This is a genomic window from Micromonospora sp. Llam0, from assembly GCF_003751085.1.
In the GTDB taxonomy this organism is placed as follows: domain Bacteria; phylum Actinomycetota; class Actinomycetes; order Mycobacteriales; family Micromonosporaceae; genus Micromonospora_E.
This window is the reverse complement of sequence record NZ_RJJY01000001.1, coordinates 609,184-634,281: the sequence shown is the minus strand read 5'-3', so window position 1 is coordinate 634,281 and position 25,098 is coordinate 609,184. Positions and strand designations below refer to the sequence as shown.

General features: G+C 72.8%; 23 protein-coding genes. 8 read left to right on the top strand and 15 right to left on the bottom strand.

Annotated elements, in window-relative coordinates; genetic code table 11:
- The first annotated feature begins 26 nt into the window (after positions 1-26).
- Positions 27-1,445 carry an aldehyde dehydrogenase family protein gene (locus EDC02_RS02955; RefSeq protein ID WP_123600624.1) on the top strand — a complete coding sequence of 473 codons (1,419 nt, stop codon included), beginning with the start codon at positions 27-29 and terminating at the stop codon, positions 1,443-1,445.
- Complete coding sequence (locus EDC02_RS02950) at positions 1,442-2,560, top strand: alcohol dehydrogenase catalytic domain-containing protein (protein WP_123600623.1); 1,119 nt, start codon at positions 1,442-1,444, stop codon at positions 2,558-2,560. The genes EDC02_RS02955 and EDC02_RS02950 overlap by 4 nt, the downstream gene beginning before the upstream one ends.
- 41 nt (positions 2,561-2,601) lie before the next feature.
- Here the strand turns inward: EDC02_RS02950 and EDC02_RS02945 are convergent, their stop codons facing one another.
- The 6 genes from EDC02_RS02945 to EDC02_RS02920 form a co-directional block, all read right to left on the bottom strand.
- Positions 2,602-5,481, bottom strand: coding sequence for a LuxR C-terminal-related transcriptional regulator (locus tag EDC02_RS02945; protein ID WP_123600622.1), 2,880 nt, complete (start codon positions 5,479-5,481; stop codon positions 2,602-2,604).
- 48 nt (positions 5,482-5,529) lie between these two features.
- On the bottom strand, positions 5,530-6,150 hold the full coding sequence (locus EDC02_RS02940) for a TetR/AcrR family transcriptional regulator (RefSeq protein WP_123600621.1): 621 nt from the start codon (positions 6,148-6,150) through the stop codon (positions 5,530-5,532).
- 93 nt (positions 6,151-6,243) lie between these two features.
- Entirely contained in the window at positions 6,244-7,470 is a 1,227-nt protein-coding gene (locus EDC02_RS02935; RefSeq protein WP_123600620.1) for an acyl-CoA dehydrogenase family protein, read from the bottom strand.
- Entirely contained in the window at positions 7,470-8,543 is a 1,074-nt protein-coding gene (locus EDC02_RS02930) for a phosphotransferase family protein (protein WP_123600619.1), read from the bottom strand. Before EDC02_RS02930 ends, EDC02_RS02935 begins: the two co-directional genes overlap by 1 nt.
- Positions 8,536-9,357 carry an SDR family oxidoreductase gene (locus EDC02_RS02925; protein ID WP_199757793.1) on the bottom strand — a complete coding sequence of 274 codons (822 nt, stop codon included), beginning with the start codon at positions 9,355-9,357 and terminating at the stop codon, positions 8,536-8,538. Before EDC02_RS02925 ends, EDC02_RS02930 begins: the two co-directional genes overlap by 8 nt.
- 11 nt (positions 9,358-9,368) lie before the next feature.
- Positions 9,369-10,139: an SDR family oxidoreductase gene (locus EDC02_RS02920; protein WP_233605704.1), complete on the bottom strand. Its 771-nt coding sequence runs from the start codon at positions 10,137-10,139 to the stop codon at positions 9,369-9,371.
- Positions 10,140-10,287: 148 nt separating this feature from the next.
- On the opposite strand from EDC02_RS02920, the gene EDC02_RS02915 reads away from it, so the two are divergent.
- Positions 10,288-11,496 (top strand): acetyl-CoA C-acetyltransferase, encoded by a 1,209-nt coding sequence (locus EDC02_RS02915; protein WP_123600617.1) that lies wholly within the window; start codon positions 10,288-10,290, stop codon positions 11,494-11,496.
- Between the two features lie 17 nt (positions 11,497-11,513).
- On the opposite strand, the gene EDC02_RS02910 is transcribed toward EDC02_RS02915, so the two are convergent.
- The 8 genes from EDC02_RS02910 to EDC02_RS02875 form a co-directional block, all read right to left on the bottom strand.
- Complete coding sequence (locus EDC02_RS02910) at positions 11,514-12,791, bottom strand: ABC transporter substrate-binding protein (protein ID WP_123600616.1); 1,278 nt, start codon at positions 12,789-12,791, stop codon at positions 11,514-11,516.
- A 132-nt stretch (positions 12,792-12,923) separates the two neighbouring features.
- Positions 12,924-13,976, bottom strand: a complete 1,053-nt coding sequence (locus EDC02_RS02905; RefSeq protein WP_123600615.1) for a branched-chain amino acid ABC transporter permease — start codon at positions 13,974-13,976, stop codon at positions 12,924-12,926.
- Entirely contained in the window at positions 13,973-14,851 is an 879-nt protein-coding gene (locus EDC02_RS02900) for a branched-chain amino acid ABC transporter permease (protein ID WP_123600614.1), read from the bottom strand. The genes EDC02_RS02905 and EDC02_RS02900 overlap by 4 nt, the downstream gene beginning before the upstream one ends.
- Positions 14,852-14,891: 40 nt before the next feature.
- Positions 14,892-15,614, bottom strand: coding sequence for an ABC transporter ATP-binding protein (locus EDC02_RS02895; RefSeq protein WP_123600613.1), 723 nt, complete (start codon positions 15,612-15,614; stop codon positions 14,892-14,894).
- A gap of 4 nt (positions 15,615-15,618) precedes the next feature.
- Complete coding sequence (locus tag EDC02_RS02890) at positions 15,619-16,461, bottom strand: ABC transporter ATP-binding protein (RefSeq protein WP_123600612.1); 843 nt, start codon at positions 16,459-16,461, stop codon at positions 15,619-15,621.
- A 227-nt stretch (positions 16,462-16,688) separates the two neighbouring features.
- Complete coding sequence (locus tag EDC02_RS02885; protein WP_123600611.1) at positions 16,689-17,840, bottom strand: acyl-CoA dehydrogenase family protein; 1,152 nt, start codon at positions 17,838-17,840, stop codon at positions 16,689-16,691.
- Complete coding sequence (locus EDC02_RS02880) at positions 17,837-19,048, bottom strand: acyl-CoA dehydrogenase family protein (protein ID WP_123600610.1); 1,212 nt, start codon at positions 19,046-19,048, stop codon at positions 17,837-17,839. The genes EDC02_RS02885 and EDC02_RS02880 overlap by 4 nt, the downstream gene beginning before the upstream one ends.
- A 145-nt stretch (positions 19,049-19,193) precedes the next feature.
- On the bottom strand, positions 19,194-20,087 hold the full coding sequence (locus EDC02_RS02875) for an alpha/beta hydrolase (protein ID WP_123600609.1): 894 nt from the start codon (positions 20,085-20,087) through the stop codon (positions 19,194-19,196).
- A gap of 138 nt (positions 20,088-20,225) precedes the next feature.
- On the opposite strand from EDC02_RS02875, the gene EDC02_RS02870 reads away from it, so the two are divergent.
- A complete protein-coding gene (locus tag EDC02_RS02870) occupies positions 20,226-21,293 on the top strand; it encodes a DUF2855 family protein (protein WP_123600608.1) in 1,068 nt (355 codons plus the stop codon).
- Positions 21,294-21,404: 111 nt separating this feature from the next.
- Positions 21,405-21,980, top strand: a complete 576-nt coding sequence (locus EDC02_RS02865; protein WP_123600607.1) for a GNAT family N-acetyltransferase — start codon at positions 21,405-21,407, stop codon at positions 21,978-21,980.
- A 26-nt stretch (positions 21,981-22,006) separates the two neighbouring features.
- Here EDC02_RS02865 and EDC02_RS39440 read toward each other — a convergent pair whose 3' ends face one another.
- Positions 22,007-23,419, bottom strand: coding sequence for a helix-turn-helix transcriptional regulator (locus EDC02_RS39440; protein ID WP_158632036.1), 1,413 nt, complete (start codon positions 23,417-23,419; stop codon positions 22,007-22,009).
- 136 nt (positions 23,420-23,555) lie between these two features.
- Here EDC02_RS39440 and EDC02_RS41235 point away from each other — a divergent pair, with 136 nt between their 5' ends.
- The 3 genes from EDC02_RS41235 to EDC02_RS02845 are packed head-to-tail and all read left to right on the top strand — an operon-like array spanning position 23,556 to position 25,053.
- Positions 23,556-23,939, top strand: coding sequence for a hypothetical protein (locus EDC02_RS41235; protein WP_233605703.1), 384 nt, complete (start codon positions 23,556-23,558; stop codon positions 23,937-23,939).
- Positions 23,936-24,691 (top strand): GPP34 family phosphoprotein, encoded by a 756-nt coding sequence (locus tag EDC02_RS02850; RefSeq protein WP_158632035.1) that lies wholly within the window; start codon positions 23,936-23,938, stop codon positions 24,689-24,691. The genes EDC02_RS41235 and EDC02_RS02850 overlap by 4 nt, the downstream gene beginning before the upstream one ends.
- On the top strand, positions 24,688-25,053 hold the full coding sequence (locus EDC02_RS02845; protein ID WP_123600605.1) for a hypothetical protein: 366 nt from the start codon (positions 24,688-24,690) through the stop codon (positions 25,051-25,053). The genes EDC02_RS02850 and EDC02_RS02845 overlap by 4 nt, the downstream gene beginning before the upstream one ends.
- The last annotated feature ends 45 nt before the right edge of the window (positions 25,054-25,098 follow it).

The following is a 25,098-nucleotide window of genomic DNA, read 5'->3' as shown; positions in this document are numbered from 1 at the left end:
CGCTAGTTTTTGCTCCGGAGGTCACGATGGTGGAGGAACGGACCGACCTGTACCTCGCCGGGCGCTGGGTCACCGCCGCGACCCGGGAACGCCTGCCGGTGCACAACCCCAGCAGTGAGGAACTGATCGCCACCGTGCCGGGCGGCACGGCAGCCGACGTGGACCGGGCCGTCGCCGCCGCCCGCGCCGCCTTCGACGGCTGGGCCGACACCGCACCGCAGACACGGGCCACCTGCCTGCGCCGGCTGCACACCGCGCTCACCGCCCGCACCGAGGAGATCACGCACACGGTCGCCCGGGAAGTCGGCACCCCACTGCGGGTCGCCGCCCGCGTCCAGGTCGGCCTGCCGCTGACCGTACTCGCGGGCTACGTCGAGCTGGCCGCCCGGCCGCCCCGGCCCGAGACGGTCGGCAACTCGCTGGTGCTGCGGGAACCGGCCGGGGTGGTCGGGGCGATCACCCCGTGGAACTACCCGCTGCACCAGATGATGGCCAAACTCGCCCCGGCGCTCGCCGCCGGATGTCCGGTGGTGCTCAAGCCGAGCGAACTGACACCGATGGTGGCGTACCTGCTCTTCGAGGCGATCGACGAGGCCGGCTTCCCGCCCGGGGTGGTCAACCTGGTCACCGGCACCGGTCCGGAGGCCGGCGCGGCACTCGCCGCACATCCCGACGTGGACGTGGTCTCGTTCACCGGCTCGACCGCCGTCGGCCGGCACATCTGCCACCTGGCCGCCGACCGGATCGCCCGGGTCACCCTGGAACTGGGCGGCAAGTCCGCCAACGTGATCCTGCCCGACGCCGATCTACCGACCGCCGTCCGGGTCGGAGTCGGCAACGCCCTGCTCAACTCGGGACAGACCTGCACCGCCTGGTCCCGGATGCTGGTGCACCGGGACCGGTACGCGGAGGCGGTCGACGAGGCCGCCCGGGTCGCGGACGGGTACCGGACCGGCGACCCGTTCGACCCCCGGACGCGGCTGGGTCCACTCGTCTCGGCGACCCAGCGGGACCGGGTCCGCCGCCACGTCGAACGCGGCCTCGCCGACGGCGGCCGGCTGGTCGCCGGCGGGCCGGACGCCCCGCTGCCGGAGCGCGGCTGGTTCGTCGCCCCCACCGTGATCGCCGACGTCGACCCGGACGCCCACCTGGCCCAGGAGGAGGTCTTCGGGCCGGTGCTGGCGATCCTGCCGGTCGACGACGACGAACACGCCGTCGCGGTCGCCAACAACTCCCGGTACGGGCTGGCCGGCGCGGTCTGGTCGGCCGACGAGGAACGGGCGGTACGCGTCGCCCGACGGATCCGCACCGGCATGGTCGACATCAACGGGGGCGCGTTCAACCCGCTCGCCCCGTTCGGCGGCTACAAGCAGTCCGGTCTCGGCCGCGAATTCGGCACCTACGGGCTGGACGAGTTCCTGCAGACCAAGGCGATCCAGCGATGAGCGCCGGTCCGGCCGGCGACGTGGCGACGTCGGGATCCCCGGTACGGGCGGTGGTGGCCCGGGCCCCCGGGCAGCCGCCCCGGGTCGAGCGGATCACGCTACCGCCGGTCGGCCCCGGTCAGGTCCGGGTCGGTATCCGGGCCGCCGGTGTCTGCCACTCCGACCTGTCCATGACGAACGGCACCATCACGCCGGAGTACCCGCTCGTACTGGGGCACGAGGCGGCCGGCGAGGTGCTCGAGGTCGCGGCGGGGGTCGACCGGGTCGCGCCCGGCGACCCGGTGGTGCTCAACTGGGCACCACCGTGCCGGCGGTGCTGGTACTGCCAGCGCGACGAACCATGGCTGTGCGAGCGTGCCGGTGCCGCCTCAGTCCCCCGGGGACGCACTGCGGCCGGCGAGCAGCTGCACGTCACCCTCGGCCTCGGGGCGCTCGCCGAGGAGGTGGTCGTCGGCGAGCAGGCCGTCGTCGGGGTGCCGGTCGGGCTGCCGTACGAGGTCGCCGCGCTGCTCGGCTGCGCCGTGCTCACCGGAACCGGCGCGGTACGGCGTACCGCCGGGGTCCGGGCCGGCGAGTCGGTCGCGGTGATCGGCCTCGGCGGGGTCGGCCTGTCGGTCGTCGCCGCGGCCCGGGCGGCCGGCGCGGCACCGGTGCTCGCCGTCGACCTCGCCGCCGCCAAGGCGGACCTGGCCGTCGCGGCCGGTGCCACCGACTTCCTGATCGCCGACGCCTCGCTGACCCGGGCGATCCGGGCCCGCACCGACGGCCGCGGCGTCGACCACGCCATCGAATGCGTCGGGCGGGCCGGCACCATCCGGGCCGCCTGGCGCGCCACCCGGCGCGGTGGCCAGGTCACCGTGGTCGGGATGGGGTCGGCCGACGACACCGTCGGGCTCTCCGCCCTGGAGATCTTCCATTCGGCCCGTACCCTGCGCTCCTCGGTCTACGGCTCCTCCGACCCGGACCGCGATCTACCCGCGCTGGCCCGGGATCTCCTCGCCGGCGACCTCGACCCGGCCGTCCTGATCACCGATCGCACCGACCTGGACGGTGCCGCGGCGGCGTTCGCCCGGATGGCCCGGGGTGAGGGCGCCCGCACCGTGGTCCTGCCCTGACCGCGCAGGGCCTGCCCTGACCGCAGCGGTGCCTGCCATGATCACGCCGGTGCCGGCCGCGCCGGGACGGTCAGGGCGCGGACCAGCTCGGTACGGGACCGGACGCCGAGCCGGACGTAGACGTTGCGCAGGTGGTGGTCGACGGTCCGGGTGGACAGGAAGAGCCGTCGGGCGATCTCCCGGTTCGTCGCCCCCTCGACGACCAGCTCGGCGACCCGCAACTGCTGCCCGGTGAGCAGTCCCGCCGCGTCGACGGATGCCCGGGGCGGCCCGGCCGGCGACACCGGGGGCGGTTCCGCGGGCGACACCCGGGGCGGCCCGGCACCCTCGCCCGCCGCGCGCAACTCGGCTGCCGCCTGGTCGGCCCAGCTGGTCAGGCCCAGCCCGAAGAAGGTGTCGTGGGCCCGGTGCAGATGTTCGCGGGCGGCCCGGGGGTGCCGGGATCGGCGCAGTTCCCTGCCGAACAGCAGCTCCGTACGGGCCCGCTCGAACGTTGCGGCACCCGCCGGGTGCAGCCGCAGCGCCGTGCGGTACCAGTCCCGCGCGGACTCGCCACCGCGCGGAGCGAGCAGTGCGTGGCAGCGGGCGGACAGCGCCCGTCGGACCGGGTTGGCGGTGCTGGCCGCCCAGGCGTCGAACACCGCCAGCACGTTGCGGGCCGTCCGACGCTGCCCGGGCAGCTGCGCGGCCGCCTCCATCAGGTACGGGGCCGCCATCACCTGCACCAGCACCTGTCCCCGGCCGGTGCCGGGGTGGGCCAGGCCCAGCAGCCGGGCCAGGGCCGGTTCGGCGTGCCCGGCGGTCAGCTCAAGCACGGCCAGTGCCCACTGGGCCAGAGCCTGCGGCCGGCTGCCCGGGTCCTGGCCCTCCGTCAGCTCGCCCAGCTCCCGGATCCGGTCCAGGCAGCCGGCCCGGTCCGCGCGTACCGCCGACAACACGGCCAGCAGACCCAGGTGGATCGCGGCCCAGTTCCGCTGGCCGGTCGACCGCGCGGTCCGCAGCCCGTCGCGGGCGCTCGCGGCCGCCGCGCCGTGCCGGCCGAGCCAGTACTCGGCGCAGGCCCGCAGCTCCAACGCCCGGGGCAGACCCGAGTGCTCCCCACGGCCACGGGCCGCCTCGACCGCGTCGTCGGCCAGCCGGTGCGCCTCACGGTCGGCGGCGAGCAGGTGCGCGGCGGCTGCGGCGCAGTTCAACGCGGCTGGAGTCCGCTGCGGCCCGGTGAGCCGGATCCCGAGGTCGACCGCCCGGCGCAACGCGGGGACCGCGTGGTCGTGCGCGCCGCTCAGCGTCGCCGCCGTCGCGACGAGTTGGGCCGCCATCACCTCGACCTCGGGTGGGTCGTCCGCTCTGGTCAGCGCCTCGGCCCGGCGCGCCAGGTCGACGTAGCGGTACTGGTCACCGAGGTAGCCGATCGCCTCTCCCGCCCCGGACAGTGCCGCGACGGCCGACGCGCGGTCGTACGGAGCGAGCCGGTGGGCCGCCGCGAGCAGATCCGGTAACGCCCGCGTCGGCGCGCCGCACCGCAGTTCGATCTCCGCGCGGAGCAGATCCGCCCGACCGGCCGACGCTTCCCGACCGGCCGACGCTTCCCGACAAGCCGGCGCCAACGGGTTGGTGGATGCCGGCAGGTCACGCAGGAGCTGACGGGCGCGCGCGGGTTGTCCCGCCGCCCAGGCGAAGCCCGCGGCTGCCAGCAACCGGGCACCGCGGGCCGGCTCGGGGCCGAGCCGGGCGGCCCGGTGCAGCGCGTACGCCGCGCTCGCGCGGTCCTCGCCACCGTCGAACGCCGCGCGTTCCAGCTCGTCGGCGAGGTCAGGGGCCGGCCCGGCGGTCGCGTCGGCGAGGTGGACGGCCCGGCGCAGCCGGTGCTCGGGTCGGTCAAGCAGCCCGGCGAGCAGCTGGTGCCCGGCGTGCCGCTCGGCCAACGGCGCGGTTGCCACAATCATGGCGCGGGCCAACCGCTGCGGGAACGTCACCGTCTCACCGTCGACCCGGACCAGTCCGGCGCGCTCGGCCGGTGCGAGATCACCGACCCCGGTGCCGGTCGCCGCCGCCACCCGGGCCAGCAGCTGCCGGTCCGCGCGCTCGTCGAGGGCTGCGACGAGCAGCAGTCGACGGGTCCGGTCCGGCAGGTTCGCCAGTCGGGCACGGTAGGCGCGACCGAGGCCACCGTCGGCCGGCAGCAGGTCCGGCACCGGCTCGTCCCCGCGCAGCTGGCCTGGTCCGAGGGCGGCGGCCAGGTCCACCAGTGCCTGTGGATTGCCGCCGCCGGCGGCGACCAGGGCGGTGAGCACGTGCCGCGGTACCGGCACGGGGAGGCGGTCGGCGAGGACGGCCCGGCTCTGGTCGTCGTCGAGTGGCCCGAGCCGGTGGCCGGGGACGCCGGCGACCCCGCAGGTCCCGGTGAGTACTCCGGCGACCGGGCGGCCGGCCAGCCGGCGGGCGACGGCGGTGAGCACCTCGGCGGTGCCCGGGTCGCCCAGATCCAGGTCGTCGAACGCGTAGAGCAGGACACCGTCGGCCGCCACCACGGTCAGCAGTTCGCGTACGGCTATCGCCAGGGCGAGTCGTCGTTGCTGCGGGCAGCCGTCGCCGGCCAGCACCGCCCGCAGCAGCAGCCGGTGCCGGTCGGCCAGGGCGGCGACCTGGTCCCGGACCGGGTCGAGGAGGCGGTGCAGTCCGGCGTACGGCAGCGTGGCCTCGTCGGCGACGCCGGCCGAGATCAGCAGGCGCCAGCGGCGGGGGCGGATCCGCCGGACGGCCTCGTCCAGCAGCGAACTGCGGCCGGAGCCCGGCTCACCGTGGAACAGGACGGCCGTCCCCTGGTGCCCGGCCGCCGCCGACAGCAGGCGGTCGAGGGCGCGACATTCCTCGGCCCGCCCCCACAACCCAGATTTTTGCACTGGGGATGCAGTAAACATGAGGTCAGTGTCGCTGATGTGTAACCGACAGGAAAGAGTCGGGAAACATCAGGGTGAATCGCCGGAGCCGGTCGACAGCAACGCGCCGACCGTCCGGGCCATCACCGCCCGGGCCTGATCCACCCCCAGTCCGAGCCCGTCGCGCAGCATCGACCACGCCGACCACATGCTGGCGACCGTCACGGCCTGCACCAGTTGCTCACGGCCCGCCCCCGCCCGGTCAAGCTCCACCGCGAAGAGCTGCTCGACCTCCGCCCGGACCCGGTCGATGTGCTTGAGCCGGTTGCGGTGCAGCTGCGGGGAGAGCGGCTCACGCATCTGCGCTGCCCGGGCCGAGGGCGCGATGAGCTGCAACAACCGGGCCCGCTGCCGGCAGTACGCGTCCACCCGCTTGGCCAACGGCAGGTTCGGCGAGATCGGCCGGTACGCCGCCTCCTGCTGCCGCAGCACCTCCTCGCCACTGGCTTCGAAGAGGGTTTCCATGTCCTTGAAGTTGGTCCACAGGGTCCGCAGCGAGATCCCGGCCCGTTCCGCGATCCGTTCCCCGGTGGGCCGCAGGTCGCCCTCGGAGATCAGCGCCAGATGCGCCTCGACGATCGCCGCCCGGGTCCGCTCCGCCCGGGCGCTGCGCCCGTCGACCCGGCCCGGCGCCTCGGCGCCCCTGCCCATCACGCCTCCTTCGACACCCGCCGCCGGACCACCCGGCACTGCCTCACGCCCGTCGGAACCGGCCGGGCGCCCGGTGGGCTTCCCCGGCCGAGTTTAGACACGCCGCGCGTCGCCGCCGTGGCGCCGTAGTTCGTGCCGGGCCAGCGACTGCCGGTGCACCTCGTCCGGGCCGTCGGCCAGCCGCAGCGTCCGGGCCCGGGCCCAGAACCGGGCCAGCACGGTGTCCTGGCTGACCCCGGCCGCGCCGTGCGCCTGCACCGCCCGGTCGACGACCCATTCGGCCACCGCCGGCACCACGATCTTGATCCCCTGGATCTCGGTGTGCGCCTGCCGGTTGCCGACCGTGTCCATCAGCCAGGCGGCCTTGAGGACCAGCAGCCGGGCCTGCTCGATCCGCACCCGGGCCTCGGCGATCCAGTCCCGGATCACGCCCTGGTCGGCCAACGGCCCGCCGAACGCCCGCCGGCCGGCGACCCGCCGGCACATCAGCTCCAACGCCCGCTCGGCCATCCCGAGCAGCCGCATGCAATGGTGGATCCGGCCCGGCCCGAGCCGGGCCTGGGAGATGGCGAAACCGGAGCCCTCCACGTCGATCAGGTTCGCCGCCGGCACCCGTACGTCCACGAAGTCGATCTCGGCGTGGCCGCCGTGCTCCCGGTCCTCGTACCCGTAGGCGGACATGCCCCGGCGGACCGTGACGCCCGGGGCGTCCCGCTCCACCAGCAGCTGGCTCTGCTGCCGCCGCACGGGTGCGGCCGGATCGGTACGCCCCATCACGATGAACAGCTCGCAGCGCGGGTTCATCGCCCCGGTCACGAACCACTTGCGGCCGTTCACCACGTACGTCTCACCGTCGCGTTCGATCCGGGTGGCGATGTTGGTCGCGTCCGACGAGGCCACCGCCGGCTCGGTCATCGCGAAAGCCGACCGGATCCGCCCGTCGAGCAGCGGCACCAGCCAGCGTTCGCGCTGCTGCGGGGTGCCGAACCGGGCCAGCAGCTCCATGTTGCCGGTGTCCGGCGCGGCGCAGTTGAGCGCGGCCGGTGCCAGCGAGGGCGACCGTCCGGTGAGCTCGGCCAGCGGGGCGTACTGCAGGTTGGTCAGGCCGGCACCGTACTCGCCGGGCAGGAACAGGTTCCACAGCCCACGGCGCCGGGCCTCGGCCCGCAGCCGGTCCAGCACCGGCGGCGGCTCCCACCGCCCGGGTGCCTCCCGCATCTGACGCTCGAACTCCTCCTCCGCCGGGTGGACCCACCCGGTCATGAAGTCGCGCAGCTCGTCCAGCAGCCGGTTGGTGGTCTGGTCGTAGCCGAAGTCCATCAGCGCCTCGCCAACTCGCGTAGTCCCTGGGTGACCAGCGGAAGAACCCGCTCGCCGACCGTGTCGAATCCCTCGCCGATGGTCTGGCCGCGTACGTAGCGGTAGTGGACACCCTCGAGGATGACGGCGAGCTTGTACGCACCGAAGGCGAGGTACCAGGGCAGGTCGTCGAGGGACCGGCCGCTGCGTCGGGCGTACCGGGCGGCCAGCTCGTCGGTGCCGGGCTGCCCCGGCACCCGGACCCGCCCGGCGTGCACCAGGGTCAGCCCGAGGTCGGTCAGCGGGTCCCCGAGGGTGGACATCTCCCAGTCCAGCACCGCCCGGATCGCACGCCGACCGCCCGTCGTACCCTCGGCCGGACCGTGACCGCCGGCTGGACCGTCGTCCGCCCGCAGATCGTCCGCCACCACGTCGTCCGCCCGCAGATCGCCGGCCACCACGTTGTCCGCCCGCAGGTCGCCGTGCAGCACGGTGCCGGGCCCGGCGGTCGGTACGGTCGCCGCCAGCCGGGCGTGCAGCTCGTCGACGCCCGGCAGGTCCCGGCTGCGGGAGGCGTCCAGTTGCCGCTTCCAGCGGCGCACCTGCCTGGCGGCGAAGCCGGCCGGGACGCCGAAGTCGGCCAGCCCCACCCCGGCGGGGTCGACCGCGTGCAGGTCGGCCAGGGTGTCGACGAGTGCCAGGGCCAGCGTGCGGACCCCCGCCGGCCCGAGCCGGGCCAGCTCCGCTGCGGTGCGGTGGACCGGCCCCGGCACGAACTCCATGAGGTAGAACGGCGCACCGACCGGGCCGGGATCCGGGCAGTGGTGCAGTATCGCGGGGACCGGCACCGCGGTGGTCGCGAGGGCCCGCAGCACCCGGACCTCCCGCCCCATGTCGTGCGCGGTGGCCAGGACGTGTCCCAGGGGCGGACGACGGAGTACCAGCGTCCGTCGCCCGTCGCTGACCCGGTAGGTGAGGTTGGACCGACCGCCCGCGATCACCTCGCCGGTCAGCGCCCCGCCGAACAACCCCGGCCCGGCCCGGTCGAGGTGGGCGGCGAGCCGGGTCAGGTCCAGGCCCGGCAGCTCAGTCATCGGGCGCACCGTCCGCCGGTCGCGGCACCACACCGGGCAGGTCGCCGCGTCGCTCCAGCTCCCGCTGTGCACGGTTCATCGTCCGCAGCCAGCGCTGTGGATCGGCGGCCCGGCGGGCGTGGTACGTGGCGACCTCCGGATGTGGCAGGACCAGGAACCGGTCGTCGGTGAGGGCCTGTCCGACAGCGTCGGCGACCTGTTCGGGGGTGACGGCGTCGTCGTCGAGCTGGGCGGCGGCCCGGTCGCCGCCGGCCGCCAACATCGGGGTACGCACCCCGCGCGGGCAGAGCAACTGGACTGTCACGCCGCAGTGCGCGTACGTGGCCCGCAACCATTCCGCGTAGCCGACGGCGGCATGCTTGGTCACCGAGTACGGAGCGTTGCCGAGCATGGTGAGCAGGCCGGCGGCGGAGGCGGTGACGAGCAGCCGGCCACGGCCGGCGGCGAGCCACCAGGGGAGCAGCTCCCGGGCGGCGTACACGTGGGACATCACGTTGACCTGCCAGGCGCGGTGCCAGACCTCGTCGGTCGGCTCCCCCGGGCCGCCGCCGGCGACACCGGCGTTGCCGCAGTACAGATCGATGCCGCCGAGATGTCGTCGGGCGTAGCCGACCAGGGCGGACACCGCCGCCGGGTCCGCCACGTCGGCGGGGAAGGCGGCCGCGCCGAGTCGGGTGGCGACGGCGCGCACGGCGTCGGGGGCGATGTCGTTGACGACGACCCGGGCACCGCCGGCGGCGAACCGGGCGGCCAGCGCGGCACCGATGCCGGACCCGGCACCGGTCACCACCACCCGCGCACCGGCGACGGCCAGTCCCGGTCCGCTCACCCGGTGGTCCGGCCGGCCAGCGAGATCCCGCCGTCCACGACCAGGGTCTGGCCGGTGATCCAGGCCGCGTCGGCCGAGGCGAGGAAGGCGACGGCACCGGCCACGTCGGTCGGCTCGCCGAGCCGACGCAGCGGGTACGCCCGGGCGACCTCCTCCTCCCGCCCTTCGTAGAGGGCGGCGGCGAACCGGGTCCGGACCACGGCGGGGGCGACGGCGTTCACCCGCACCGACGGGGCGAGTTCGACGGCGAGGCTGGCGGTGAGGTGGTTGACGGCGGCCTTCGTCACGCCGTAGAACGCGATGCCCGGCGACGGCCGCAGCCCGGCGATCGACGAGACGTTGACGACGCAGCCGCCCCGGTCGGTGATCCCGGCGGCGCAGACCTGCTGCACCCAGCCGAGGGTGCCGAGCAGGTTGACCTCCAGCAGTTTGCGGGCGGCCGCCAGGTCGAGCCCGGCCAGCGGGCCGTGGACCGGATTGATCCCGGTGTTGTTGACCAGGACGTCCACCGGCCCGAAGGTCTCGGTGACCTGACGCACCGCAGCGGCGCGGTGGTCCGGATCATCGGTTCCGCCGGGGACCGCCACCGCGTGATCCGGACCGCCGAGGGCGGCGACCGCCTCGTCCAGGGCGCCGGCCCGCCGGGCGGTGAGGCCGACCCGGGCACCCTCGGCGACCAGCCGTCGGGCGATGGCCAGCCCGATCCCCCGGCTGGCCCCGGTCACCAGCGCGACCCGCCCAACCAGCCTGCCCCGAATTTCACTCACAGTGCGGATAGTACGAGAGGGACCTTCGCCTCGTCAACAATGAGATATCCCATCTGAACAGCCACCAAATGGCTGCCATACGCATTGACATCCAGACAACACAGAAGCACTGTCAGTGCATAAATAGCGCCACGCGAAGGAGTCCGCCATGCCCGACGCAGTGATCGTCGCCGCCGCCCGCTCACCGATCGGGCGGGCCACCAAAGGTTCGCTGCGGGACCTGCGCCCGGACGACCTGGCCGCCACCATCGTCCGGGCCGCACTCGACCAGGTCCCCGAGCTGCCCGCCGACCAACTCGACGACCTGATGCTCGGATGCGGGCAGCCCGTCGGCGAGCAGGGACACAACCTCGCCCGGGTGGTCGCCACCCTGCTCGGCCACGACCAACTGCCCGGCACCACCGTCACCCGCTACTGCGCCTCGTCCGTACAGACCACCCGGATGGCCCTGCACGCCATCCGGGCCGGCGAGGGCGACGCCTTCGTCTCCGCCGGCGTGGAATGCGTGTCCCGGTACCCCGAAGGGCAGCCGGACGTCACCAACCCGGCGTTCGCCGGGGCACGGGCCCGTACGGCAGCGCGGGCCGGCGCCGACGCCCCACCCTGGCGGGACCCGCGCGACGACGGCGCGCTGCCCGACGTCTACATCGCCATGGGACAGACCGCCGAGAACGTGGCCCGGCTGCGCGGGGTCAGCCGGCGACGCCAGGACGAGTTCGCGGTCCGCTCGCAGAACCGCGCCGAGCAGGCTGCCGCGAGCGGGTTCTGGGCCCGGGAGATCACCCCGGTCACCGTGCCCGACGGTACGGTGGTCACCGCCGACGACGGGCCACGGCCCGGCGTCACCCTGGACGCGGTGGCCGCGCTGGCCCCGCGGTTCCGTCCGGACGGTACGGTCACCGCCGGCAACGCCTGCCCGCTCAACGACGGAGCCGCCGCCCTGGTGATCCTGTCCGACACCCGGGCCCGCGACCTCGGCATCCGGCCGCTGGCCAGGATCGTCGCCACCGGTCTGAGCGGACTCTCGCCGGAGATCATGGGTCTGGGGCCGGTGGAGGCGTCCCGGCGGGCACTGGCCCGGGCCGGCATGTCCATCGACGACATCGACCTGGTGGAGATCAACGAGGCGTTCGCCGCGCAGGTGGTGCCGAGCGCCGAGGAGTTGGGGGTCGACTGGGACCGGCTCAACGTCAACGGCGGCGCGATCGCGGTCGGACACCCGTTCGGCATGACCGGTGCCCGGCTCACCACCACGATGCTCAACTCGCTGCGCTGGCACGACCGGCAGACCGGGCTGGTGACCATGTGCGTCGGCGGCGGCCAGGGCATGGCCCTGATCATCGAACGGCTGGCCTGACCGCCGCCGCAGGTGACTCAGGGCGCCGACGGGATCCCGTCGGCCGGCGGGGTGGCCGACTCGCCGGGGTACTCGTTCACCGGACCGTCGGCCGGATCCGTCTCGTAGGTCGGCCCGAAGTACTCCTGCGTCCCACCGTTGACCCGGGTCAGCCGCTGCCCGCCGTACCCGGAGTGATCGGTGGCGGAGAAGCGCAGCGGGGCCAGTCCCGGGCCTTCGAAGCCACCCCGCTCGACCGCCTCGACCAGCGCCGTACGGGTCAGATCGGGGCCGGCCGCCTGGAGCGCCTGGACGAAGAGGTAGCCGACCGCCATCCCGTACACCGTGTTGCCGTCGAACGGTGCGTCCGCGTTGTACTTCTCGTGGATCTGGCGGAACAGCACGATCCACGGGTTCGTCTCGTCGTTGTGCATCGGCAGGTAGTTCACCCCGATCAGGCCCTCCAGCAGCCCGGCCGCCTCACCGAGTTGGCTGGCGAGCGTCAGGTAATCGGCGCCGACGTTCGAGACCAGCCACTGCGGTTGGAAGCCGATCCGGGCGGCGGTGCCGATGGCGAGCGCGGTGAAACCGGGCACCGTCGCCAGGATCACCACCTGACAGCCGGCGGCCTTGAGCGCACCGATCTGTGGTGCCACGTTGGTGTTGCTGGTGACGTACGTCTGCTTGTCGGTCACCGGGCCCAGGATCTTCTCCACCCCCACCAGGCTGTCCCGGCCGAAGTCGTCGTCCTGGCCGAAGAAGCAGACCGTACTGCCGGCGAAGTTCTCCGCCACGTGGCTGGCCAGGATCTTCCCTTCGACGATGTAGTCCGGGTTGAACCCGAAGGTGCCGGGATACTTCTGCGGCTGGTCCCAGGTACGGCTGCCCGAGGCGACGAACAGGTCGGGCACCCGGTTGGTGTGCAGGAAGTCGAGCACGCCGGTGTGGGTCGGGGTGCCGAGCCCGTTGAGGACGGCGAAGACCTCGTCCCGCAGGACGAGTTCCCGCACCACCTGCTGGGTGGTGGCCGGGTTGTAGCCGTCGTCCATGATCTTGTAGTCGATCTTCCGGCCGTACACCCCACCGGCCTCGTTGACGTGCTCGAAGTACGCCCGGGTGGCGGGCGCGATCGTGGAGTATCCGGCCGAGGCCGGCCCGGTCAACGGCATGTGGGTGCCGACCACGATCTCGGTGTCGGTGACCCCGGGCGTCGCGACGCCGGAACCGTCACCGGGATCGGCGCCGCAGGCGGCGAAACTGAGAAGCAGGGTCAGGGACGCGGCGGACGCGAGGCCGCGGCGAAGGGTGGGTGACATCGACGGACACCTCTCTCGGTGTTGGCGTGATCGTGACGGTGCGCTTGATCGGTGCGGGTCAGTGCAGGTGCGGGTCAGTGCAGGTGCAGGTCAGTGCAGGTGCGGGTCACGGACGGTGCGGTGGTCGGGTGGTCAGGTGGTCGGTGGTGCCGCCCGATGCGGCAGCCGGGTCCACGCGGCTTGGGCCAGCCGGGACAGGTGTCCCTGCACCCCACCGGGTGCGACGATCACGACGAGGACGAGGGTGAGCCCGAAGATCGCCAACGGCAGGTTGCCCTCCATCCGGTGCGCCAGCGCCGGTGTCAACGGCAGCGCCTCGGCGAGGCTGTGGGTCAGCTCCGGCAACGCCACCAGCAGCAGCGCGCCCCAGGCTGCTCCGGCGAGCCGGCCGAGCCCACCGACCACCACCGCCGTCAGCAGCGAGAGCGACAGGGCCAGCGAGAACGCTCCCGGGGAGACGTTCTGGGTCAGCAACGCGAGCAGCGCCCCGCCCAGTCCGGCGGCGGCGGCGCTGACCACGAAGGCGAGCACCCGGATGCCGGCAACCGGCAGGCCGGCCAAACCGGCGGCGACCTCGTCGTCGCGGACCGCGCGCAGCAGCCGGCCGTACCGGCTCCGGACCAGGTTCGTCAGCAGCAGCAACGCGAGCAGGGTCACCGCCGCCACCAGCCAGAGCTGCCACCGCTCGTACGGGAAGTACGGCCCGAGGACGGCCGGCGGTGGCGCGAGCGGCACCGCGAGCCCCTGCTCGCCGTTGAAGACCCCACTGAAGGTGACCGTCAGCGCGGGCACCGCGATCGCCACGGTGAGCGTGACGCCCGCCAGGTAGGGACCCCGGATGCGGGCGGCCGCCACCCCGATCACCGCGCCGAGGGCGGTGGTGACCAGCACCGCCGCCAGCAGCGAGATCGGCAGCGCGCCGCCGCCGGTCAGGCCGCGCTCGGCGAGGGCACGCTGGCTGAGCGCCAGGCTGTAGGCGCCGACCGCCATCAGCGCACCGTGGCCGAGGGAGAGCTGCCCGTTCAGGCCGGTGAGGACGGTCAGGCCGGCGGTGGCGCAGAGGAAGGCAGCCACGGTCGCGGCCTGGAACAGCCGGTACGGCTCCAGCAGGTAGCTCGACGCCAGCACCGCCAGCACGCCGACGGCGAGCAGGCCGAGGTGACGGGGCAGCGTGTAGGCGCTCACACCTGCCTCGCCGTCGCCGTGGCGAACAGTCCGCCCGGTCGGATCAGCAGCACCGCCAGCAGCAGTGTCAGGACGGCGAGCGGGGTGACGTCGCTGCCCGCGTAGCCGCCCACGTAGGACAGGGCCAGACCGACGGCGAGGCCACCGACCACCGCTCCGGGTGGGCTTTCCAGGCCACCGACCACGGCCGCAGTGAACGCCGAGACGAAGACCAGGTCCATCGCGTTCGGGTGCAGGCCGAGCTCGGTGGGGACGACCAGCATCGCGGCGAGCGCCCCGACGGCCGACGCGAGTGCCCAGCCGAGGGTGAGCATCCCGCCGACCCGTACCCCGAGCAACCGGGCGACGTCCGGGGCGAAGGCCGCCGCCCGCATCCGCAGGCCGACGGCGGTCCGGGCGAAGATCCACGCCAGCGCGACCACGACGACCCCGACGGCGCCGAAGACGAACAGGTCGTACGGGGAGAGCAGGCGCAGCCCACCGACCGTGACGGCGGAGCGGGACAGCGGCGTCGGCGCCGGACGGAACTCGTTGCCGTACACGATGCCCAGCCCGGCCTGGATGACCAGGACCAGCCCGAGCGCCACGATCACCGGGCTGAGCGGGGAGGCGTGCCCGACGTGGCGCATGACGATCCGCTCGACGGCGGCGCCGAGCAGCAGACCGGCGGCGATCGCGGTCAGGAAGCCGATCCAGTACGAGCCGGTCGCGGCGGCGACGCCGTAGCCGACGTACGCGGTGGCGGCGGCCATCGCGCCCTGGGCGAAGTTGACCGCCCGGGCGGCCCGCCAGATCAGGACGAGGGCCAGCGCGAACGCGGCGTAGACCGCGCCTCGCGACAGCCCGTCGAGGGTGAGGAAGAGGAAGCGGTCCAACGGGGCCTCCTGGTGCGGTCGGAGATCCGGGATTCGGCGGTCAGAAGCCGAGATAGTGGTGGCGCAGCGATTCGTCGTCGCGCAGTCGGGCGGCGGGAGCCCGCACGACGATCCGGCCCAGGGACATGACCACCGCCTCATCGGCGACGGAGAGTGCGCCGTGGACGTTCTGCTCGACGAGCAGGACGGTCAGTCCGGTCTCGTCCCGCAGCCGCCGGAGCAGCACCATGATCTGGGTGATCACCCGGGGCGCCAGGCCGAGTGACGGTTCGTCGAGCAGCAGCAGCCGGGGACGGGCGACGAGCGCCCGACCGAGGGCGAGCATCTGCCGCTCCCCGCCGGAGAGCTGGTGGCCGTGCCATCGGCGCCGCCGGGCCAGCGGTTCGAAGAGCTGATAGACCTCGTCGAGGGCACGGGCCGCGTCGGCCCGGTCGCGCCGCCAGAGCCCACCGAGCCGCAGGTTCTCGTGGACGGTCAGCTCGCCGATCACCCCACGCCCTTCCGGCACGTGCGCCATGCCCCGCCGTACCACCTCCTCGACCGGTACGCCGCGCAGGTCCGCGCCGGCGAGCACCACCCGTCCCGCGCTCGCCGGGACCATGCCGCAAAGGGTCCGCAGCAGCGTCGTCTTGCCGGCGCCGTTGGCGCCCACCACAGCGACGATGGTGCCGGTGTGGATGGTCAGGTCGACGTCCCGCAGCACCGGCACGGCCCCGTACCCGGCGGCCAGGTCCCGGACGGTGAGCAGCTCCTCGGCGGTCACCAGGTCACCGCCCGTCCGCTGTCGCGGGCGGTTGCGGTGCCGCTGCGGAGCGGGGTCCGGGTGTGGGTGCCGGGTCGTCGACCGCCGCGCCGAGGTACGCCTCGACGACTGCGGGAGCGGTGCGGACCTGCTCAGCGGTGCCGGTCGCGACGACCCGGCCGAAGTCCAGCACGACGACCTGGTCGCAGGTGGACATGACCAGGTCCATGTGGTGCTCGACGAGCAGCACCGAGCAGGGGTCGACGGCCCGACCGGGCAGGTCGCGGATCAGGTCGGCGAGTTGCCTGACGTCCTCGTCGCCGAGCCCGCCGGCCGGCTCGTCGAGCAGCAGCAGGCGGGGCCGGGCGACGAGCGCCCGGGCCAGTGCCACCCGCTGGCGGACCGCGAACGGCAGGGTGCCCGGCAGCCGTGCCGCGTGTGCGGCGACGCCGAGCCGGTCGAGGGCGTTGAGCGCCTGAGCACGCAGCCGCCGTTCGTCACGGTCGGCCCGGGGCAGGGCGAACAGGGCGGCGAGGAAGCCGGTCCGGGCGCGGTGGTTGGCCCCGGTCATCACGTTCTCCAGGACGGTGAGCCCAGCGAAGAGTCCGGTGCCCTGCAGGGTGCGGGCGATCCCGAGTCGGGTGAGCCGGTGCGGGCGGGGCCGGAACGGCTGCCCGTCCAGGGTCATGGTGCCGACGTCCGGCGAAACGAATCCACAGACGACGTTGAACAGAGTGGTCTTGCCTGCGCCGTTCGGGCCGATCACCCCGGTCACCGTGCCGGGTGGCACGTCGAGGGAGACGTCGTCGAGGGCGGTGAGCCCACCGAAGCGCACCCCGACGTTTCGCAGTCCGAGTCCTCGTCCCATCGCCCGTCCCTTGGCCGGGGGCATTAATTACACTGACAGTGTACGTTTTTGGATCACCAGGTCAACACCCACGAAGCAGTCGTGTAACCTGGTTGGAACCATGTTGAGGACTTGGGTCGGTCATCAGAGGATGGCCAAAGATCATGCATTACTGATGCATGATCTTTGACTCGACGGCGGTCGTGGGCTGGCCGGTCAGGCCGGCCGACCGGGCCGGGCACGACCGGTCAGGCCACGACCGGGCCGGGCAGGTCGACCAGCCGGGCCAGCGCCGCGCGGTGCCGGTCGGGCGTACCGAACATGACGGCGTTGCTCTTGGCCCGTTTCAGGAACACGTGGGCCGGGTGCTCCCAGGTGAACCCGATGCCGCCGTGCAACTGCACGCAGGTCTCCGCCGCGGTGACCGCGACCGCCGAGCAGTGCGCCGCGGCGACGGCCGCCGCCAGCTCCGTCTCGGCGTCAACGGGCGCCGGGCCCGGTGGCTGCGTAGCCGCGACGCGGTCAGCGGCGTACCGGGCCACCGCCCGGGCCTCGGCGATACCCACCCAGACATCGGCCAGCCGATGCTTGACCGCCTGGAACGAGCCGACCGGGCGACCGAACTGGAACCGCTCGCGGACGTAGCGGACCGTACTGTCCAGACACCACTCGGCGACCCCCACCTGCTCCGACGCGAGCATCGCCGCACCGGCCACCAGCCCGTCGCGTACCGCCACGACTGCTGCCGAACCGTCGGCGAGCCGGACCGCCGGGGCGGCGGTCAGGTCGACGTCGCCGAGCGGCCGGGTGCCGTCCAGCGATACCACCGGGGAGATCCGCACTCCCGGGCCGGAGGCCCGGACCGCGTAGAGCCCGTCCCGGGCCGGGACGAGCAGCAGATCGGCGGGGAGCGCGTCGGCGACACCGGCCACCACGCCAGAAACGGTCGCCGCGCCGGAGCCCGCGCCCGGTGCCGCCGCAGGCCCGACCTCGACCGTCGGCCAGTCGTCCCCTGGCGCGGTGGACACCGGCACCACCAGTACGGCACGGGTACGACCGGCCGCGACCGGGGCGAGCAGATCGGTCGCACCGCAGCGCAGCAGGGCCCGGGTGGCGACCACCGCGCTGCCCAGATAGGGCACCGGCGCCACGGCCCGGCCCAGCTCCTCCAGAACCACGGCGACCTCCCGAAGACCGGCGCCGGCACCGCCGTACTCCTCGGGCACCGCCAGTCCGACGACGCCCAGCTCGTCGGCGAGCCGCTGCCAGAGTCGCGGGTCGTACGGCTCGTCGGAGGCCAACCGGGCCAGAACGCGCCCGGTCGGGTTGACCGCCGCGCACAGCGCGCGGACACTCGCCCGCAGCGCCTCCTCGGTCTCGTCGTAGAGCAGATTCGTCATCGGTCCACCCGGGGTTCGCTCGGCAGGCCGAGCACCCGCTCGGCGATGACATTGCGCAGGATCTCCGAGGTTCCACCTTCGATGGAGTTGCCGCGGGCCCGCAGGTAGCGGTAGGTGGCGGTCCGGCCGAGCAGGTCCGGCTCCTCGGGGCGGCGCATCGTCCAGTCGTCGTGCCGCAGGCCGGCCGCGCCACGTACCTCGATCTCCAGGCCGCTGATCAGCTGGTTCAGCTCGGCGAAGCTGAGCTTCACTGCGGAGCCCTCCGGTCCGGGCTGCCCCGCGACCAGTTGCTGACGCAGGCGCAGCGCGGTCAGCCGGGCCGCCTCGGCTCGGACCCACAGCCGCAGCAGATCCTGGTGCGGGCCGGTACGCCGAATCTCCGGTTGCCGGCGCCACGCGTCGGCCAGAACGCCGATCATGCCGCCTTCGCGGGCCAGCGGCCGGCCGCCGATGGCGACCCGCTCGTTCATCAACGTGGTACGGGCGACCTGCCAGCCCTCGCCGACCTCACCGATCCGCATGGCGTCGGGCAGCCGGACCCCGGTGAGGAAGACCTCGTTGAACTCGGCCTCACCGGTCATCTGGCGCAGCGGACGCACCTGCACTCCCGGTGCGGTCATGTCACAGACGAAGTAGGTCAACCCGGCGTGGCGCCGGCCGGTGGAGCTGGTGCGGGCGAGCAGGATCGCCCACCGGGCACGGTGGGCGAGCGACGTCCAGACCTTCTGACCGTCGACCAGCCAACCGTCGCCGGACCGCTCGGCGCCGGTCGCCACCGCGGCCAGATCGGAGCCGGCGTCGGGCTCGCTGAACAGCTGGCACCAGATCTCCTCACCGGTCCAGAGCGGGCGCAACCAGCGCCGCTGCTGCTGCGGCGTACCGTGCCGCAGCAGCGTCGGCGCAGCCATCCCGAGGCCGATGCTGTTGCGGCGTGGGCGGTTGTCCGGGGCACCCGCCCGGGTGAACTCGTCGTCGACGACCGCCTGCAGATGCCAGGGCAGGCCCAGCCCGCCGAGGCCGACGGGATGATGCACCCAGGCCAGCCCGGCGTCGAACCGGGCCCGCAGGAAGGCGGTCCGGTCCCCGGTCCGGTCGTGCCGGCGGAGGAACCCGGCCACCACGCCACGCAGCTGATCCGGGTCGCGGAGCTGGTCCGGGTCACGGAGCTGGTCCGGGTCACGGAGCTGGTCGGTGTCGGTGTCCGGCACGGCAACCTCCGAGAATAGTTTTTGCACTCCGGATGCAATTTAGCCGACAGGTCGCGGACACGGAAGCGGCACGGGGTGACGGAAACGGTGCGGGGTGGTCGCCCGGTCGGCGACCACCCCGCACCCCGCCCGCCGGCCGGCCGAATCAGAAGGGACAGGTGCTGCGGTACTCCTCGATCGCCAGACCCGACGGCCCCGGGCAGAGGAACTGCGTGTACCGGGTGTCGTCGTCCACGAAGCGTTTCAGCCAGGCCACCCCCTGCTTGGCCAGCTCGGTGTTCGGGACCTGTGGGAAGAGATGTCCCTCTCCGTTCAGCTCCAGGTACGCCTTCTCCGTCCAGGCCGGAATCGAGTCGTAGAAGGGCTTCGCGTGGCTGTAGACCGGGGCGATCGTGTCGTACTCGCCGCCGACGATCAGCGTCGGCACTGCGACGGTGGTCCAGGTCTTGTCCGTGTTCCACGGTGCGATCGGCACCGCGGCCCGTAGCGACGGCCGGTCGACGGCGGCCTCCAGGCTGCCCCCGCCGCCCATGGAGTGACCAGCCACCGCGAGCCGGTCCGGGTCGATCCGGGTCCGCACCGGGCTCCGGTCGACCAGGTAGTCGAGCGCGGCCAGCAGCTGGCGACCCCGGCTGCCCGGCTGGTCGAACCGGCTCTCGGTCTCGATGCCGATGACCACGAAACCGTGGGAGGCGATCCGCGGGCCGAGCCAGGCAAGACTCGACCAGCTCGCGGTGTAGCCGGGCGAGATGGCGACCGCGCCGAAGGTTCCCTCACTGGTGGTCGTCGGATAGTAGATGACCCCGCCGTCGAAGCCGCTGACCAGCGACGAGACCGACTGTTGGCTGGTGGCGAACGGGCCGCGGCTGGCCTCCAGGATCGCGTGCGTGGGTGCCGGGCCGCGCTGGTACGGGTTGGTCTGCGCCTGCGCCGGGGCGGCCGCCGCGACACCCGCGACGGCAACCAACGCGACGGTCAGGCAGAGCCGGGTCACGAAGCCCGGGACGGGACGCGCACCGCTCATGATGGTGGGACGCATGCCAGATCCTCCTCAAGGACGGAAGGCTATCGACACACATCAGTCTCTGTGGCGCCGTCCGCGTACCGCATCGGTAGAATCACCAGCCTGCTCGCTGGAACGTTGTGCGGTCGTCGTCACCTGCCCTAGCGTCGCGTCATGGCTCCCAGCTGGACATTCGCGGTCGCGCGCGACGACCTCACCCGGACCGTCCTGGTCGACAGGCCGGCACCCGACCCCGCCGATGGCGAAGCGGTGCTGCGAGTCGACCGGGTCGGGGTGACCGCGAACAACGTGACGTACGCGGTACTCGGCGACACCCTGCGCTACTGGCGGTTCTTCCCACCCGAGCCACACGGGCTGGGGCCGGACCACGGACTCGTTCCGCTCTGGGGATTCGCCGAGGTGGTCGCGTCGAGGGTCACCGGGGTGACCGCCGGCCAGCGGCTCTACGGCTACCTGCCGCCCGCCCGCCACCTGGTCGTGCGTCCCGGCCGGATGGACCCGACCGGGTTCCGCGACGTCAGCGAACACCGAAGCGACCTCCCGTCGCCCTACAACGCGTACCGGCTGACCACAGGCGACGAAGCGTACCGCGCCGACGAGGAGGATCTGCTGATCCTCTACCGGCCGCTCTTCTTCACCTCGTTCATGCTCGCCGACCATCTCGTCGACAACGACTGCCACGGCGCCTCGACCGTGGTGCTCTCCTCCGCCTCCAGCAAGACCGCGTACGCCGCCGCGTTCGAGTTGCGGGACCGCGGCCCGCGGCTGGTCGGTCTCACCTCACCCGGAAACGTCGCCTTCACCGAGTCACTCGGCTGCTACGACCAGGTGCTGCCGTACAACGGCGTGGCCGCGCTCGACCGGGTACCGACCGTCTATCTCGACCTGTCCGGCGTACCGGCGACCCGCGCCGCCCTGCACGCGCACCTCGGCGACCGGCTCGTCCGGGACGTGGCGGTGGGTCTGACCAACCAGACCCCGAACGCCGACGCCGCCGGCGAGGTCTTCTTCGCCCCGGCCCAGATGCGCAAACGCACCGTCGACTGGGGTCGTGACGGCCTCGACCGGCGCTTCGCCGACGCCTGGCGGCGGTTCGCCACCATCGTCACCGGATGGGTCGACATCAGGGTCGGCCACGGACCGGATGCCCTGTGCAGCACCTGGCTGGAGGTCCTCGCCGGCCGCACCCCGCCCCGGGTGGGCCACGTGGTCCAGCTCTAGCCACGCTCCGACCACGCTCTAGCCGCCGCTGGCCGCACCCGCGTCCGGCGCCGGCCGACACCCGGCCGGCGCTGCTGGACGTCGGTTGTGAAACAGGATAGAAATCCCCATATGCCAGAAGTCAGGCAGGAGACTCCGGAGGACGCCGAGGCGATCGCCGGGGTCCACGTGCGCGCGTGGCAGGCCGGCTACGCGGGCCTGATCCCCGCCGACGTGCTCGACCGGCTCAACGTCGCCGCCTGGGCGCAGCGCCGCCGCGACGTCGGCACCGCCGACCCGGACCAGCCGTTCCGCACCCTGGTCGCCACCGAAGGCGAGCAGATCGTCGGGTTCAGCACCTACGGCCCGTACCGGATCGACCAGGACCGGGACCAACTCGATCCGACGTACGGCGAGATCGTCAGCATGTACGTCGACCCCACGCACTGGGGCACCGGGGTCGGCCGCGTCCTGCTGTCCGCCTCGATCGCCGGGCTGACCGGGCAGGGCTGGCGCGCGATGCGACTGTGGGTGCTCGACGGCAACCAGCGGGCCCGGCGGTTCTACCAGGCGGCCGGGCTGCGCCCGGACGGGGAACGCAGCGTCTACCAGGTGCCCCGCTCACCGGGGCAAAGCCCGGTCGGGCTCGACGAGGTGCGCTACCTGGCCCGGATCGCCGGCAACCGGATCCTCACCCTCGCCAGTTGACCGAGAATCGGAAAATTCGATCCGAGCTACGTGACTTCGGCGAAGGCACGGATCTCGGTCCGCAACTGATCGGCCTTCCGAGTCCCGGTGAATCGCTTGGCACCGAGCATGTCGGCCATGCGTCCGATACGTTTATTGATCCACGAAATGCGGCGCTCCCGTGGAAGATTGAGCACTGGACGAACGACTGCCGCAGCTTCGTCCAGTTTGCCGACCTTCAGGTAGGCGGTGCCCTGATAAACGCGCGCCAGCGCTTCGTCGTCTAGCGATCGATCCTCCTCCGAACCGTTCTCCCAAAGGCGAATTGCCTCGGATGCTTCCCGGGCTGCCCGGTCTGCGTCCGAGGCTTCATCCAGCCAGATCAGGCTGCTGCCGGCATAATAGTGCTGCTTGGCCTCGCTGAAGTCGAATATCCCGCGCTCCGAGGCTCTCGGGATCAACTTCTCCCGCTCATGTTGCACTTGGTCGAGGGCTCGGTTGCTGCCTGCCGAGTCCCCAAGGTTCGCCTTGCACTGGGCGTACCCGCATAGCAGGCGAAGTCTGCTTGCGCTGGCAGCTGAGTGCGCGAGCCCGTCCGCGACGTACGCAAGGGCTTGGCTATAGCTGCTATCAAATCTGGCTATGAGGCTCTGGGTTCCCCGCGCCCAGGCTCGGAGCTCACGATCACCCGAATTTTCGGCGCATACCAGCGCCGCATCCGCATGTGTCATCGCTACCGCCGACTCTCCCAGGTCGAGAGCGGCGTAGGCAAGAATGCCTTGAAGGCGACCAGCTATCTGATACAGGTCGGCCAGCTCATTCGGCCGGTATTGGCGGCTTCGCAGGCGGCGTAGGACATCGCCTCGCAATTCTACTGCGGAACGCAGCATCGGCGCTGGAGCGGCGCCAAGGTATGCGATCGAAAGCTGGGTCGCGGCTTGCTCTAGATCGGTCAGGTCCATGGACTCTTCCACGGCTGCGATCATATTCAGCGAGTCTTTGGTCGAGGCGGTCAGCAGCCGCCCTGTCGCCAGCGCCTTTCGTCGCTCTTCGGCTGCGTCTCGCCATGCTGCCACCAGGAAACCATTAGCGTCTAGTGCCCGGTCGGCGAGTTCGGCGAACTGCCGTTCAGGAAACTTGTCACCTTGTTCTACTTTCCCGATGTAGCCGCGATTGAACCGGATCCGTTCGCCAAGATCCCGAAGCGACCACTCGCGACCGACCCGGAGTGTTCGGACCGCGCTACCGAAGTGAGTCGGGTCGCTTTCGCCGGTAGCCCCTGACTGTGGTGTCATCGCGGCCTCCCACTGTCGCCCGTCGCTGTCTACAGCCTTCAGGCGACAGATTACCTCTGCAGGTTGAGGTTGGCTTCGTCCAGTGTGGGTTTGACGCAGGCGGACGACATGTCGTTGATCAATCACCTCGTACATCGACGCCGTGACGCTTGTTGTGCTGCGCATGAAACCGCTGTACCGAAGTCGATCAAGGGGCCGTTGGAGGAGCGTTGTGGATTTTGCTTGCGACCGTGGCCGGTCTTCTCGCTGGCGTGGTGGGTGGGTTCGTGTTGTGTCGGTGTCGGCACCGGTGGTGTCCGGTGTGCGGGCAGACGTTGACCTGCCCGGACTGCACCGCGCCGATCGAGCGGACCTGGGGCACCACGCCAGCCCTACCGCCGTCGCAGTCGAGCGTGCGCGGGCGGCGGCACCGCAACCAGGCCGGGGCGCAGCACCGGTGACCGGGCTGGATGACGTGCTGCACGTGCCCGTACGGCCGGTGTGGTCCTGTTCGGGGTGCGGGCCGCAGGTCGACTGGCCGTGCGGGTACGCGCGGGCCGAGTTGACCGCGAACCTGGACCCGATCTCGCGCAGCATGTACGCGGCAGAACGGATGGTCGAGGCGATCGCCGACCTGCCCGACGAGGCGACCCCGGGGGACCTGTTCACCCGGTTCCTGGCCTGGACGAGGCGGGCCGCCCGGTGACCGTCTACCGCACCCGCACCCGCGACTGGTCCACCACATCACCCGCAGCGACACCGCTGGCGGAACCGGCCGTACCGCTGCCGCCGACCGGTTGGCTCGCCGACGAACTGTTCCTGATCGCCCACGACGACGTCACCGGCCGACTGCGCGTGCCGGCCCGGACCGTCGGGCGTGGGCTGGCCGCCGCGATGCTCGCCGACCTGGCCTACGTCGGCGCGGTCACGGTCGCCGCGACCGGCAAGGTCGTCACCGGTACGGCCGCGCCGGGTGCCGTCGACCCGTGGGGCCGTACGGTGCTTCGCTGGATCGACACCGACACACCGCACCCGCCGGCCGCCTGGATCGACCGGCTCGCCGGGCACGCGTACCGCAGCGTCGCCGACCGGCTCACCGTCGCCGGGCTGGTCCGGCCCCGCACGGTCCGCCGCTGGCTGCGTCGACACACCGGCTACCCGCCGGTCGACACGAACGTCGCGGCCTGGCCGTGGGCGCGGCTGACGATGCGGGTACGCCGCCGCACCCGCCTCAACACACACGACAGCACGCTGGCCCGACTCTGTGTCGCGACCGGACTCGGCGGCCACATCCTCGGAGCCGACACGTCGACCGCCCGACGGCAGCTCCGGCAACTGCTCACCCCCGTACCACCAGGGGTCGACCAGCTGCTACGGCCGCTCGCCGCCACCGACGGACGAAGCCGGCACAGCCAACACGGCCAACGGGGCCAGCACGACCGGCGGAGCCGGCGGTGACCGCACCCGGACCGGCCCGGCCGGCCAGCCCGGTGCGGGTGCGGCGGGCCGGGGTGGACGACGTACCGCGCCTCGCCTGGGTGCTGGTCGACGCGTTCGTCGACACCCCCGACGCCCGCTGGCTGATCCCCGACCCGGCACGGCGGCGCGACGTCTACCAGCGGCTCAGCCCCGGACTCCTGACCCAGGCGATGGCCGCCGGCACCGTCTACAACGATCGTCAACCTGGCCGGGACGGCGCTGTGGCTGCCGTACCCGATCGCCCACACCACCGACCGGCAGGCGGCCCCGCAGCCCGCGACCTCTACCTACGCCACGGCTACCGACCCACCACCCGACACCCACACCTCGCCGCGCGATGAGCCCGTGCGCGGCCTCGAGGTGACGCTGACACACGTCATCTTCGC

Excerpts from the sequence above, each read along its gene's own strand:
- EDC02_RS02910 (WP_123600616.1), bottom strand. The coding sequence starts at position 12,791 with ATGTCACCCACCCTTCGCCGCGGCCTCGCGTCCGCCGCGTCCCTGACC.
- EDC02_RS02930 (WP_123600619.1), bottom strand. The coding sequence starts at position 8,543 with ATGACTGAGCTGCCGGGCCTGGACCTGACCCGGCTCGCCGCCCACCTC.
- EDC02_RS02865 (WP_123600607.1), top strand. The coding sequence starts at position 21,405 with ATGCCAGAAGTCAGGCAGGAGACTCCGGAGGACGCCGAGGCGATCGCC.
- EDC02_RS02890 (WP_123600612.1), bottom strand. The coding sequence starts at position 16,461 with ATGGGACGAGGACTCGGACTGCGAAACGTCGGGGTGCGCTTCGGTGGG.
- EDC02_RS02940 (WP_123600621.1), bottom strand. The coding sequence starts at position 6,150 with ATGGGCAGGGGCGCCGAGGCGCCGGGCCGGGTCGACGGGCGCAGCGCC.
- EDC02_RS02875 (WP_123600609.1), bottom strand. The coding sequence starts at position 20,087 with ATGCGTCCCACCATCATGAGCGGTGCGCGTCCCGTCCCGGGCTTCGTG.
- EDC02_RS02935 (WP_123600620.1), bottom strand. The coding sequence starts at position 7,470 with ATGGACTTCGGCTACGACCAGACCACCAACCGGCTGCTGGACGAGCTG.
- EDC02_RS02870 (WP_123600608.1), top strand. The coding sequence starts at position 20,226 with ATGGCTCCCAGCTGGACATTCGCGGTCGCGCGCGACGACCTCACCCGG.
- EDC02_RS02955 (WP_123600624.1), top strand. The coding sequence starts at position 27 with ATGGTGGAGGAACGGACCGACCTGTACCTCGCCGGGCGCTGGGTCACC.
- EDC02_RS02915 (WP_123600617.1), top strand. The coding sequence starts at position 10,288 with ATGCCCGACGCAGTGATCGTCGCCGCCGCCCGCTCACCGATCGGGCGG.
- EDC02_RS39440 (WP_158632036.1), bottom strand. The coding sequence starts at position 23,419 with ATGCGCAGCACAACAAGCGTCACGGCGTCGATGTACGAGGTGATTGAT.
- EDC02_RS02945 (WP_123600622.1), bottom strand. The coding sequence starts at position 5,481 with ATGTTTACTGCATCCCCAGTGCAAAAATCTGGGTTGTGGGGGCGGGCC.
- EDC02_RS02885 (WP_123600611.1), bottom strand. The coding sequence starts at position 17,840 with ATGACGAATCTGCTCTACGACGAGACCGAGGAGGCGCTGCGGGCGAGT.
- EDC02_RS02950 (WP_123600623.1), top strand. The coding sequence starts at position 1,442 with ATGAGCGCCGGTCCGGCCGGCGACGTGGCGACGTCGGGATCCCCGGTA.